This window comes from Nocardioides albidus (assembly GCF_006335005.1).
Taxonomy (GTDB): domain Bacteria; phylum Actinomycetota; class Actinomycetes; order Propionibacteriales; family Nocardioidaceae; genus Nocardioides; species Nocardioides albidus.
On record NZ_VDMP01000026.1, the window covers coordinates 479846 to 493209 of the forward strand.

Annotated in this window: 7 protein-coding genes; 4 read left to right on the top strand and 3 right to left on the bottom strand. The window is 65.2% G+C overall.

The annotated features are described in order from the left end of the window. The first annotated feature begins 93 nt into the window (after positions 1-93). Positions 94-2787: an ATP-dependent DNA helicase gene (locus FHP29_RS18125; protein ID WP_139624247.1), complete on the top strand. Its 2694-nt coding sequence runs from the start codon at positions 94-96 to the stop codon at positions 2785-2787. 42 nt (positions 2788-2829) lie between these two features. After that, on the top strand, positions 2830-4254 hold the full coding sequence (locus tag FHP29_RS18130) for a hypothetical protein (RefSeq protein ID WP_139624248.1): 1425 nt from the start codon (positions 2830-2832) through the stop codon (positions 4252-4254). A 271-nt stretch (positions 4255-4525) separates the two neighbouring features. Here the strand turns inward: FHP29_RS18130 and FHP29_RS18135 are convergent, their stop codons facing one another. From FHP29_RS18135 to FHP29_RS18145, 3 genes are read right to left on the bottom strand one after another with little or no spacing between them, the layout of a single operon-like run. After that, positions 4526-7678 (bottom strand): helicase-related protein, encoded by a 3153-nt coding sequence (locus FHP29_RS18135; RefSeq protein ID WP_139624249.1) that lies wholly within the window; start codon positions 7676-7678, stop codon positions 4526-4528. Further along, complete coding sequence (locus FHP29_RS18140; protein ID WP_205014229.1) at positions 7675-9480, bottom strand: phospholipase D family protein; 1806 nt, start codon at positions 9478-9480, stop codon at positions 7675-7677. The genes FHP29_RS18135 and FHP29_RS18140 overlap by 4 nt, the downstream gene beginning before the upstream one ends. Before the next feature lie 23 nt (positions 9481-9503). Then, on the bottom strand, positions 9504-10700 hold the full coding sequence (locus tag FHP29_RS18145; protein WP_139624251.1) for a DUF6361 family protein: 1197 nt from the start codon (positions 10698-10700) through the stop codon (positions 9504-9506). Positions 10701-10834: 134 nt separating this feature from the next. Between FHP29_RS18145 and FHP29_RS18150 the strand changes: the two genes are divergently transcribed. Then, complete coding sequence (locus FHP29_RS18150; RefSeq protein ID WP_139624252.1) at positions 10835-11977, top strand: ADP-ribosylglycohydrolase family protein; 1143 nt, start codon at positions 10835-10837, stop codon at positions 11975-11977. 418 nt (positions 11978-12395) lie between these two features. Then, positions 12396-13328 (top strand): tyrosine-type recombinase/integrase, encoded by a 933-nt coding sequence (locus FHP29_RS18155; protein WP_240044588.1) that lies wholly within the window; start codon positions 12396-12398, stop codon positions 13326-13328. Positions 13329-13364 lie beyond the last annotated feature (36 nt).

The following is a 13364-nucleotide window of genomic DNA, read 5'->3' on the forward strand; positions in this document are numbered from 1 at the left end:
AGCGCTTCTGTCGGCCCAACGCGGTATCAATGGCGTGCAGCCTGCCGCGTCAGGCTCCGTAGCGTTCGCCGGGCGGCAGGGAGAGAAGGCGCGATGACCACCGTTGACCAGCAGATCGAGAGCGCCGCAAGCGCGATCTCCGACAACATTGCGGCCTTGCGCCACGACCGACCGTTGCTCGCCCAGAACATCCTCGGCCAGCTGCGTAACCTCGTCGAAGGGGTGGCGGTCCGGCTTCACGCAGGCAGCGGCGACGCGACGTTCGAGTACTCCGCCGTCGGTGGCGCCATGAGCCACGTTGCTTCCAGCGGACAGCTCAACTTCGTTTCCCGGTTCCACAAGTTGCTGCAAATCAGCGCCTCGCACTACACGATGGGCGGAGATCCATCAGAGCGCCTGATGCTGAAGTACTACGACTATCTGCTCCGCCTTCGCGACCTGGTCGGCACCCAGATCGGAATGACGATCTTGGTGAACCTCGAGGACTTTCCCGTCGACCTCGACCCGTCGCTAAGGGAGTACCACCAGAAGATCGCGGAGCGGATCGTGGCGGCTCGCTCGCTCCCGCCGAGCCAGAGCGGCAAGAACCGCTACTACATCCACGCTGTCCGACCGTTCTTCGCCGACGGGCAGATCTACTACGAGGTGACCTTCTACAACGCTGTCAACCGCGTCAGTAAGTTCGACCGGATCATCGGTTTCACCGACATCGACATCACCGACAAGTACGCGGCGAACCTTGTCCTGGAGAGCGATGCGATCCAGGTGCTCGGCCAAACCATGCCGATCACGATCATCCGGGAGTGGGAGGTCTCGATCCGGCCATGCGAGTTCGACAACTTCGCCCGGATCCTCGACCACCAGATCAAGGTCTCGACCGGTAGCTCTGAGTACAAGAACCTGATGCAGTACCTGACGCGGACCTCGTCGAGTCTGCTCGACATCGTCGACATGGACGACGCCAAGTACGCATCCCTCAAGGACTGGGCGACCAAGCGCTCCCGCCAGCCACAAATCTTTCCCGTGCTCGACGAGGTGCGCCGACTGAACGGAACGAGCGCACCGGGAACCAACGTGCTGCGCTACCTGATGCTGCGGATGAACAATCAACTCATCAAGTTGCAGTACATCCCCGAGGCCTGCGGGGTGCTGTCGAACCTCAACCTGGAGTACGGCTGCAAGCCATTCGACCGCATGCCGTTCTGCACCTCACTCTTCGGTCACAACCCGCGGTTCGCGGACCTCGTCGAGTGCCTGAACACCGACGGTCGCACCCACGAACTCCTGGCTCGCCGTGTGAAGCGCAACGTCGAAGACCGCGGCATGCTCTACACACCCGAGTCGGATCTCCAGGATCTCGGAGACGTCGACCAGCTGATCGACGCCTACAACAGCAGCCTCTACTACAGGCACACCGGGCGACGGCTCCTGAAGGACAAGGGCCACGTCTTCATCAAGGAGTACGAGGACAGCGCCGTCGCGATCATCGAGAAGCTCCAGCAGCACGCTGCGACGGGCGTATCTGGACACGACAGCGCGGTGCAGCAGTGGCTGGCGCAGACAGCTCCAGGACCCGACGACCCCCTGAAGGCCCAGGCACTCGAAGCGCTATTCGTCGACTCCCACGTCGCACTGATCTACGGGGCGGCAGGCACCGGGAAGTCGACGATGATCAGCCTCATCGCCCAGTACTTCAACACCAAGCAGAAGCTCTTCCTCGCCCATACCCACCCGGCCGTCGACAACCTGAAGCGTCGAGTCAACGCGCAAGACTCGACCTTCCGGACCATCAGCAGCCACATCGGCAGCCATGACGCCACGCAGTACGACGTCCTGATCATCGATGAGTGCAGCACGGTTAGCAACGCGCACATACTCAAGGTGCTGGAGCGAACGTCGTTCAAGCTCCTCGTCCTCGTGGGCGACGTCTACCAGATCGAGTCGATCCAGTTCGGCAACTGGTTCGGGCTGGCCCAGTCGTTCGTGCCCAAGACAGCGGTCTTCGAGCTCACGACGCCTTTCCGGACGACCAACTCTGCGCTCCTCGACCTCTGGTCAAGGGTGCGCGAGCTCAAGCCCGACATCGCCGAGACGCTGGCCCGCAACGGTTACTCCACCGTGCTCAACGAGAGCCTGTTCACCGCGCAGCGCGACGACGAGATCGTCCTGTGCCTGAACTACGACGGCCTGTACGGCATCAACAACGTCAACCGCTTCCTTCAGAGTTCCAACCCGGGTGCGGCGACAGTGTGGGGCGCCTCGACTTACAAGCTCGGCGACCCCGTGCTGTTCAACGAGACTGATCGCTTCTGGCCAACGATCTACAACAACCTAAAGGGCAAGATCGTCGGCATCCAGACCTTCCCCGGGCGGATCCAGTTCGAGGTGGCTTTGGACCGACCAGTCTCTGCGTTCGATGTCGACGGGATCGAGCTCCGCTACGTCAAGGACTCCATCGTGCAGTTCGACGTGTACGAGCGGGGCAACGGTGACGATGACGACGACACCACGTCTGGGTCCGTGCCGTTTCAGGTGGCCTATGCGGTGTCGATCCACAAGGCGCAGGGCCTGGAGTACGACTCGGTCAAGGTCGTCATTACGGATGCCAACGAAGACGACATCTCCCATAACATCTTCTACACGGCCATTACTCGGGCGCGGGAGCACCTGCAGGTCTTCTGGACGCCAGAGACCGAGCACGCCGTCCTGAGTTCCCTCCAGCGGAGTGTGAACCGGAAGGACGCCCGCCTTCTGTCGATCCGTCGCGGGCTGACACAGATCCCCTAGCGACGTCGGCATGGTGCTTGCAGGAGGTAATAGGTGACCCCGTTGTCCATCCCCGTCCATGTGGGAACGAATCCGCCGTCGCACTGGGACGAGATCGAGGCAAACCAACAGCGCCTCGGTGAAGAGGCGTCGGACTGGCTCCGCGAACAGCGACGCCCGTCGGCTGCCAGCGGCGACCTTGACTGGGGAGGACTCGGCTTCGAACCACGCTGGGTGGGATTCGATGCCGCTGACTGCGTCGCCGCCCTCGACCCGAGCGTGTACGCCGGCAAAGGAGCCGACGAGTTCGACCGGTTCCGCCAAGGGGCGGCGAGCCGCGGCGAGCTCGCCATCGTCATCAGCCTCGTGGAAACACCGGATCCGGGCAGCCACTGGAGCGTGTTCGGACCTGCGGGTAGCTCCCTCTCACTCGGCCGATTCAACACCTCGATTCATTCCCGGCCACTCGGTATCGGCGCAAGAGTTCGCCGTTCTGATGGCGTGGAAGGAGCGGAAGTCCAACTGGCACTTCGCCTCATGAGTTGCAACCCTCCGCTGCCGTGGTCTGCTCTTTCGTTGGACGGGATCACGCTGAGTTCCACGCACGGCCGCGTCAAGCATGAGCCGGAAGGCACGCTTGTACCGATCATCGAGACCGAACTCGGCGAGCCGGTCGTAGCGGTGTGGACCTCGCCCGATGGGGTGGAACGGCGATATGTCGTCCCTGCCGAAGCGCCGTGGACGGTGCTGTTGAGCTGGCTCGTCGAGGACGCCCTGCCGGAGTACGTGCCGGATGCCATGCGTCGAGCCCGACGCCACATGGCGACGGACCTCGACCTCATGACGCGGCGCGAGCGCCAAGCCCACACGGCCCTTGCGGCGTTCGACGCCGAGTACGCCGAGCGGCGAGGCACGCTGGATTCTGAGCTCCAGAGCGCACAGTCCGATGCCTCCGCGCTGCGCGACGGCTTGCTATTCGGCACCGGAGACGCGCTTGTCGAGACGGTCCGCACCGTCCTGGAGTGGGCAGGGATGAACGTTGTCCCGCTCGACGAGGAACTGGGCGGCACGAAGAATGCCGACCTTCTCTGCACCCTCGACGGACGGTCTGTGCTGGTCGAGGTGAAGTCAGCCAGCGGCGTACCGAAGGAGTCCGTGTACGACGACGTACTGCGACACCTACGCGTGTGGGAGAAGTTGCCGGACTCGACGCCAGTCGAAGGGGGTGTGCTCGTGATCAACCATCAGCACCGGCTTCCGCCGCACGAACGAAGGACCAAGGCGTTCGAACGACCGGAGTTCCTAGCCGCGCAGACGGAGCCGGTGGTCACCACTTTGGAACTCTTTGAAGCCTGGCGTGAGGAGGACCGAGTCGCGACCTGTCGGTTGCTGTTCGGTCCTTCCGCGACAACGGTCCCGAACACGACTCCGTCAGTGCCCCAGAGGCAACCTGAGACCCGAAGGCGGGGGCTGTTCCGGAGGGGCTGAAGTACACCGTCCCGAGGCGTGGCCTCTCGCGGTGGTTGATCGCGCAATCCAGCACGCTGACATCCAGCTCTCGAAGCTGCCGCCCATCGGCGATCTCGCCGAGCGCAACCGGTGGTTTGAACCGAAGGCCGATTACTGAGGACGGCGAGCTGTTGCGCGAGGACGGGGGTGATGAAAGTTGACGTGTCGCGGGTGCAGCGCGCCGTGGAATCGGCCTTTCCGCCGGCCTGACTACCCGGCGCCTCGTTCCCCACTCCGAGCCAGCACGCCGTTAGCTGGACCCTGACCGTGGGGGAGTGAGGTCAATGCGGAGCCAGTCGACCTCATCACCGATGTAGCGAACGAGGTCGTCCTGCCGGGGCTGTCCGATGACCAACCTGTAGGCACCTACCGTCCGGAGAAGACGGCGATATTGCTGGGCCTCACGGCTGAGTGGCAGTGCGGGCACGTACCGCTCGATGACCGCACCTTCCGGCCGTGTGTAGATCCAGAACGGCTTGATATTCGACGACCCGCCATCGCCCGCTTGTCCTGCCTGGAAGATCGCTTCCCAGGGATCCGCGCCGTCGGCCCTGATTGCGGCGTGGGCGTGATCAGCCGCCACGTTCTTGCGGACCGCATGGCCCTTGTACCGGTGGACTCGCCCCTCTCGTTGCTCGAGGTCGACGGGGTTGCCGGGGAGGTTCCAATGAACGATCGCGTGACTGTAGGTGTGGAAGTCCAAGCCCTCTTGGCCCACAGACGTCGACGCCAGCACGAACGGTCGGAACGGGGAGTTGTACGCCGTCCTGATCGTGCTCTCACGCATGGCCGCCTTGTCGTCGGATTGTGCGCGTCCATAGCGTGCTGCGAAGTGGCTACTCATGCGGTGCTCGTTGAGCCTGATCTCCGAATCTGCGACCTCCACCTGTTCCACAGTGTTGGTCGCTGCGCGCGTCGCCAACGCCTCGGTGATCGTCTCGGCCAGCGTCTCCGCCCGCTTCAGCGGATCGGCGTCCTGGAGGCCTTCGGATTCAACGAGCACGTGAACGTACTCGTCGAGAACTGCCTGGAGGCAACCGTCGACAGCGTGGTCGAGGACTGCCCGCCAGTAGGACTCGTCCTCCCCTGAGCGCAGAAGCGCAACGATCTCGGGCTTGTTGAACAGCGAGCGGAGGCCCTGACCGATGCGGTAGGCCGCGTCGCGGATATCGGGGTTCACAAGGGCCTCAGATCCACCCGTGACCCGTGAAAGCGCCCGTAGTGCGCACACCCCGGGGCTGGCGATGGCCATCGCAGTGAGCACGTCCGCGAGGTCGTCGGGTCGCGGACCCAGGTTCAGTTCCTTCACGCCGTCGGCCGCGCGCAGGTGCGTTCCGAGCCGTGACTCCTGATCCTGCTCGTCGTGGCCGTCCCAGCCGCGCATTCGCGACAAGAACAGGGTGTTCTCGCCCGCTGAGATTCTTCGGTCCATCAAGAAAGGTGCCGCCCAGTACCAGCGCTGGTCCGGAGTCCCGATGCGCGGCGATCCCTCTGGGAGGCGCGTAAGCGCCTCGCGGACGCGTTCAAGGACTGCGTCGAAGAGCGCGGTTCGAGTGAGCGGGAGCGATGCGCCTGTCGTCCGGGCGACCTCGAGAGGGTCGCCGAGTCTGGCCAGGACGAGACCGGGATAGATCAGAGCGAGCGCCGGCATGCCCGCTGGCCGGTCGCCGTTCATCCGGAACTGCAGCGGGGGAGTGATCGGCCGGTCGTCGTACCGACGATCGGAGTAGCCAGCTGCCTGGATGGCGCGTCGCTCCGCGTCGTAGCTGAGCATGACCGCAACCGCCTTAGGCACGACGGCCCAAGCGGAGAAGATCAGGCGCTTCGTGAAGTCCCTCAACTCCTGGTCGGCGTACGCGCCGGCTGTCTCGTAGTACGGCAGGGATGGCGGGAGCCACGCGAGCTTCCATGCGCCTCGGTCAAGCACGTCCTCGGTGAGGCCGCGCAGCTTCGCGTTGCCGGGGTCCACCTGCTGGTAGCGCCGCACGTCGTCCCAGTCGAGCATTCCGCGTCCGCTGCGAAGCGTCGCAATGAGTGCGGGATCGTTCCGCTCTGCTGCGGCTTGGAACTTGGTGCGGACTTGATAAGTTCCGCGATCCATCAGGTTCAGCGGGTATGGAGTTGAGCGCCAATACTCGAAGACGTCGTGGCGGTCGATCTGCCGAGCGACGTCGTCGAAGGTGCGCCACGAGCGCAGGTCTTCGGCATCGAGTTTGGCGCCAGGAAGCGGTCGTTCAACGAGCATTCCGTCGCGATCGGGTGTTGAAGCGAGCCGCTCCGTGCGGCTCATCACGCGCCGCAGTTCAAGCTCGACTCGGTCGCGAGCCTCGCGGGCGCGGGCGTGGTCCCCACCGCTCAGGAGCGTTTCGCGCATGGCGCGCAATTCGCGCTCGACGATGTGGGCTCGTTCGTCGCCGGCGAGGAAACGGACTGTCCGCGTGAAGTCGCGGTAGTGGTCGTCCCCCTCCGGTTCGTCGGGCAGTGTGTACATCTTGTACGGCGTCGCCGAGAGCAAGAGGACCTTGGCGTCTGGGTGATCGAAGATCGCCTTGGCCAGCTGCGCGCCATCGTCGTCGGCGTCGAGCAGATCCTTGAATCGCTGGAACTCATCGAGGATGACCAGGTCTGGCTCAAGGTGATCGACCGCTGCCTTGGCCAGCAGATGACGCAGCACGCCGATCAGGCGGTTGCGGCGCCACGAGAGGTCGGAACTCGGCTTGCCGCGCAGGTAGGTGAACTCGGCAGCACACTCGTCGAGCTCGTCCTCCAGCCTGCCCCCGTCCGGGCCGTTGGTCTGGTCGATCGCGTCGGCGAAGGAGTCACACAGCTCCGCGTCGATGGACGACCGATCAAACCAACCGAGCTCGCGCTCGAAGTTCTGACGGGACTTGCCGCCCTGGAAGAACTTGACCCAACGGGACCTGCCGGTGATCTCTTCGCCCCAGATCTCGGCGAACATCCAATAGAGGAGTACCCGCTCCGGGGCGGCGCCTCCAGAGTGACCGACCTGGAACGACGTACCGGGCGTGAACGAGACGAAGTTGATGCGCTGGTCACGCAGATTGCGGATCACCTTGGGCAGCAAGGTCAGCCGATCGGCGTGCTTGACCTCGGCGCCGCCGACGACGTTGAGTCGGCTGAGATTCTGCCGCGCGATCTGGCTGTTGGAGCAGATGTAGACGACGTCGATGCGCTTGTCGGTTGCCCACAGGTGCTCCACGGTCTTGGCGATGAGGCCCTTGGCGACCATCGTCTTGCCGAGTCCCACCTCATCGGCGACGAGGAACTTTTTCACCGCGTCGTCTGCCAACCACAGCCGGTTGAAGGCGTGCTCGACGGTGTCGCGCTGGAAGTCCTTCAACGTCGCAAGGGTGCGCTCCGTGCGCTCAGAGATCTCACTCATGCGCGATGCTCCTGATGGACCTGCCACACGACATCCCAGAGTTCCTCGAAGCCGTCAGGAACTAGCTCGCCGCCGTTGGGCAGAGCCCGAAGGTCCTCGATCAGGCTGGCGACGCGTGCGAGTGCATCTTCGTCTCGCCCGGTGGCGCGAACGAGCGGCTCGAACAGGGCGACGTCTGCGCTGGTTAGGACCGGTCGGTCAGAGCCGTGGAATCGCTCGCCGTCGACCCCCGCGAGTTGGGCGAACAACGCGTCGTAGCTTGGGTCGCCAAGCAAGAAGACGAGGTATCGCAGCACGTCTTCCTTGCTCCGCAAGATCGAGAAGACGGCGTCTTGGCGTCTTCCGTCGACTGCTCCGGTAAGCGACGCCTTGATCACGCACGACCGGGTGACTCGCGCAGGGCCGTCACCGAGGGTGGTTTCCAACGCAATGAACGAGGTGACGTTGATGGGCGCGATGGTCCAACTCAACGTCTGTTCGAGCGGCTGGCCTTGTGTGTCCGGTGGCAATGAGGCGGGCCAGACGCGACTTGTACCGGGCGCATTTTCAGGCACGTCGAGACTGAGCGTGACGGTGACTCGGTCCTCGTCCAGTTCGGCCACGTGAAGCGTCGGCTCGCTTGCTGCGAGCTGCTGGTGGAATCGTTCAAGTACGTACGACGTCTCGATGGAGGGATCGGAAAGGCCCTCGGCGTCTGTGACGCCGTACTCCTCCAGGATCCGAGTCAGGCCGGGCGCTTCGGTTGAGCCGTTGAGCACCATCTCTACGCCGCAGGCGGAGGTCGGGCCTCGTAGCACGGCATCGAACTCGACGTTCGTACCCCAGGTGGGGCTGGTCAGGTTGGCGCTGCCCGTGACGACGGTCGATTGCCCACCGCGTTCGTCAATCACGAACGTCTTGGCATGCAGGCCGTCATGGGTCTCCAGGAACCCATCGGGCTCGGCGGTCGAGACGTCGGTCACGTCGTCCGCGGGGTCGACCTCAGCAAGCCGCTGCAAGACGTTGACCGACCAGCCCTCCAGGGCGCGCGACCCGACGAGTTCTAAGGCCTCCGCTCGCGACACCAGAGTGCGTTCGCTAGCGATTCGTCCGATCGACTCGACCGCACCCTTGGTGAGGAAGGGGCTGACCGCCAAGAGCCGCCGGCCCTCGTTCGGGAACGGCCAGATCCGCTCGGGACGGACGCCGATCGGGATCAGCTCGCCGGCAGTGAACGGCGAGGGCGCCGCAAGGCGCACGCCGGCGAGCGATGTCGCGAGATCGGCGATCTCGGCGGCTCGGCGCTCGTCGAGCGATCGCACGGCGAACCCAGGAAGCTGAGCGACGAAGCCCGCGGCCGGGGAGGCATCGATCGTTCCTGCGTTGTCTTCATCGAGCACAAGGGCGGTGTCCCAGGAGCGGTCGAGAGTCAGGTTCCGACTGAGGATTACGACCCGATGCAAGCGGTCGCCTTCGGCGTTCTCGAATCGGATCGCCCAGATCTTGGGGTGGAAGATCGCGCCGTCGTTCGGAGGCATGACCTCCAGCACGCTGTCTTCGACGAAGGTGAGAATGCTGCGGTAGTTGCCGGGGACGTGGATGCCGCCGGCCTGGCAGAAGACGGTGGTGTGGTCAGCGTGGCGCCGTACCGCTTCTAGCAATCGGATCGGGTCCACAGCGCCGATTTCGTCGGCGTTGCCTTGGTCGAACAGGGCGAACGACAGGGGCGCGAGGAGCAGCGCCGTGAGGTTTAGCGAGTACGTCGTACCGAGGGCGACGTCGACGCGATAGCCGGCGGGCGGGCGTAGCGCGTCGGTCAGCATGACGCGTGTCTCGGGAGTCAGTGTCATGACCCCGCCCGCGCGGCGTAGAGGTCTTCGAGGTGAGCGCGGGCGATCGGCCAACGGAAGCTGTGGCGACCGGTGCCGCTCTCTCCCGACCAACGGTCGAGGGCGGACTGGTTCGCGAGACGTGCGCGACCCCCTTTGATCTGTCGCTCGCGACTGGAGATGAGGTCCGCTGCGGTTCGCGATTCGCTGAGCGAACTGCCGGCTTCGAGGAGATCGATCCAGCGATTGACGAACTGCATGGTGGGCTGGCGTAGGCGCGGATTCTTCCGCTGAATGGTTGCCCACCAGTCTGCTCGGCTCCACCCTTCGAGAGCCTGCGACGGGACCAGGAGGTCGGCCTCCCAGCGCTCAAGTCGCTCCACGTACCCGCCAGCGAGGTCGTCATCGCCCCGACGTCGAGCGAGTAGAAGGTTGTACATAAGCGCCGCGCCGTGGATCACGATGCTGAACCGGCGCGCGTGGTCGGCGAGGTCGCGGAGGTCTTCCGGAGCCTTATGCAGGTTGTCGATCTCCCACACGAAGTCCGGCGCGTTCCCGGGTGGGTTGCGGATCAGCCAGGCAAGCATCGAGCCCTGAGTGGCAGCCGCGACCTGGTCCGACAGGTATTGCTCCTCCTCGCCCGTCAGCTGGAAGTCGACCACCTTTAGCAAGTCAGTCGGAGCGGGCGGGAGGTGAGGGTCCAGTCCCGAGCCGGGAAGGAGTTCGCGTGCTTCGGGGTCATCTGCCTTCAACGTGCGGGTCGATAGCTGGCGGTAGTCGTGTTGGCGGCGGAAGTACCCCTCTGCGGAGAAGTCGCCCTTCCGGATCTGCCATGACCCGAGAGCCGCCCAGTACATCCCGCTGGGCATCCGCTTGAGGTTGTTCCGAGCGCGGTTGCCAATGACTCCAACGTCCTCGCCTCCAGCCATGAGGCTGCCGATGAGTCGGTACTCAAGGGAGCGGAACTCGGCGCTCATTTCGGCGGGGGAGGGCTTGTGGGCGGCCTGCTGCATCAGCCAGGGGATGAACATGACGTAGCGCAGTCGGGTGTGCAGCACCGACGTTCCCGGGAAGAGCGAGTCGGCGAGAGCGTCGCGGATGGAGCCGATGCCGAGCTCGTCGACGGTCCCCTCTTCCTTGAAGAGGTCGACGACTTCCAGCATCTTCCTGCGCTGCTCGCTGTCTGTGTCGAGCCACCCGAACGTTGAGACCACGGTCCGATCATGCCGCGACCGGCCGACAGAAGGGTGCGCTCCGCCGAATGAGTTCGCTGAGGCACTGACATGGCGGTGGCGGTCGTACGCGCGAATCGCTAAATCTGTCGGGCGCCACCAATAGCGTGGCGTTCATGAAGACTGGCAGGACTCCCGAACGTCACGAACTCGAGAGCTATCGCTCTCGTGTGCGCGGCAGCCTGCTGGGCGGGGCCATTGGCGACGCCCTCGGCGGCCCTGTCGAGTTCTGGGGTCTCGACCGGATCCGGTCGGAATGCGGACGGGACGGCGTCAGGGCGTACCTGCCGGAAAACGTCGAGGGCGGGCACGCATATGGGCGCATCACCGACGACACCCAGATGACTCTCTTCACGGTGGAGGGGATGATCAGAGCTTCGGTCCGACAGGACCGCGGCCTCGGCTTCACCGTTGGGGTCCTGCATCACGCCTACGACCGGTGGCTCGACACGCAGCTACAAGACGCCCCCGACGGCGAGCGCGACGGCTGGCTGATTAACGAACGGTGGCTCTACTCCCGGAGAGCACCGGGCAACACGTGCCTCTCCGCGCTGGAGGTGCCTCGAGCTGGTCGCCGCAAGCTTGAGCAGTTCGGCACCGAAGCGACCAACACGTCCAAGGGATGCGGCGGCGTCATGCGCAGCGCGCCGTTCGGGCTAGTGCCGCCGTGGGTGTGGCCGGCGGGTTGGCAGTTCGACGCAGCGACGGAGGCAGCGGGGTACACCCACGGCCACCCCACCGGGCAGCTGGCGTCGGGAGCCCTGGCCGTTCTCATCGGCGCACTGGTGCGCGGCAGTGACCTAAGTCGAGCGATCGATGAGGCGCTGGGCCAGTTGCGTGCCCGTCATGGCCACGCAGAGGTCTATCAGGCGATCAAGCAAGCGGCCGAGATCGCCCGCCGCGGCCCGAGCCCTGAGCACATCGAATCACTCGGGGGCGGCTGGGTAGCGGAGGAGGCGCTGGCGATGGCGATCTACGCCTCGCTCGTCTACCCGGAGCCGAACCAGTTGCTCGACGCACTCGCCCTGTCCGTGACGCACTCAGGCGACAGCGATTCCACCGGAGCGATCTGCGGCAACATCCTCGGCGCCCTACACGGCGAAACGGCATTGCCCCCGGAACTAGCCTTCGACGTCGAGGGCCGCGGCACGATCCTCACGCTGGCCGATGACTTCGTCTACGAGTTCACCTCAAGCGATCGGCTCCACGGCGACTATGGGCCCTACACGCGATGGACGGATCGGTACCCGGGATGGTGACTCCGCCCGTGCCCGCGGCTGGCCGGCCGCGGTGCGAGGATTCGGCAGCTCTCCACAAACTCTCCAGATTGAGCCGGCGCAAACCGGAGTCGCTCGGTTACAGTCGGAGGTGTTCGAGACAGCGAACACCGCACTGTTGAGCGCGATTCGGCTGTTTCCCGCAACGTTCGGTAGCAATAGGTAGGCCTGTGAGTTAGTCCAGAGGTCGCAGGTTCAAATCCTGCCCCCGCTACGAATTTCAGGCTCGGAATCTACGGATTCCGAGCCTGAAAGCATTTAGAGACTTGATCGAGTGTCCACTTAGTGACGGGTTTCCCGGACAACCCGCTGGCCGGCGGTCGCAGTGCGCCCCCGGGTGACCTACACCGCGACCGCCCCCGCGACGGCCCGGGACAGCGGTTGGCTATGCGGGTCCGACATGACCCACCTGACAGCCATGCCCGCCAGCCACGCCCTCGATCGGATCACCGACTGGCGGATCGCCCTGCGGGCCGAGAACAAGAGCCCGGGCACGATCTTCATCTACGCCGACGGAGCCACTCGTTACCTGACCTGGTGCGCCGACGGCGACCACCTGCCGATGAGCCGCGCCGCGCTCAACTCCTGGATCGCCGGCCTGCTCGACGGCGGATCCTCGCCGGGCACCGCCCGCATCCGCCAGCTCGCCGTGCGCCGCTTTGCGGCCTGGCTGACCGCCGGCGGTGAGATCGCCGCCGACCCGTTCCCCGGAGTCAAGGCACCCCGCTACGAACCGCCGCTGGTCGAGCCGCTCACCGACGCCGAGCTCCGCGCGCTCCTCGCCACCTGCGCTGTCTCAGACGACCACGCGCGGCTGGAAGCCACCCTCAACGACCGACGCGACGAAGCGATCATCCGGCTCATGTTCGAGACCGCGATCCGGTCCGGGGAGCTCGTCGACCTCCAGCTCGACGACGTAGACCTCATCGCGCGGCTGATCACGATCCGTCGTGGCAAGGGTGGGCGCGGCCGAGTGATTCCTGTCGGCCCTGTGACCACCGAGGCGCTGCTGGTGTATCTCGACCAGCGTGAGCAACACCCGCTGGCTGCGAGCCCCGACCTGTGGCTCGGCAATCGCGGCCAGCGGTTCGGCCGCGAAGGACTCAGCCGTGCCCTGCGCCGCCGCGCCAAGCGCGCCGGAGTGCAGGGCTTCCGGCCCCACCGGCTCCGGCACACCGCCGCCCACCGATGGCTCGCGGCCGGCGGCTCCGAATCCGGCCTGATGGCCATCGCCGGCTGGACCCGCAGCGACATGCTCGTCCGCTACACCCGAGCCCGCGCCTCCGAACGCGCCGCCACCGAGGCCCGCCGACTCAACCTCGGAGACCTCTGAGCTCCGCGACAGTTGGCACGGTTCACCGCCGATCGT

Excerpts from the sequence above, each read along its gene's own strand:
- FHP29_RS18125 (WP_139624247.1), top strand. The coding sequence starts at position 94 with ATGACCACCGTTGACCAGCAGATCGAGAGCGCCGCAAGCGCGATCTCC.
- FHP29_RS18135 (WP_139624249.1), bottom strand. The coding sequence starts at position 7,678 with ATGAGTGAGATCTCTGAGCGCACGGAGCGCACCCTTGCGACGTTGAAG.
- FHP29_RS18140 (WP_205014229.1), bottom strand. The coding sequence starts at position 9,480 with ATGCTGACCGACGCGCTACGCCCGCCCGCCGGCTATCGCGTCGACGTC.
- FHP29_RS18150 (WP_139624252.1), top strand. The coding sequence starts at position 10,835 with ATGAAGACTGGCAGGACTCCCGAACGTCACGAACTCGAGAGCTATCGC.
- FHP29_RS18155 (WP_240044588.1), top strand. The coding sequence starts at position 12,396 with ATGACCCACCTGACAGCCATGCCCGCCAGCCACGCCCTCGATCGGATC.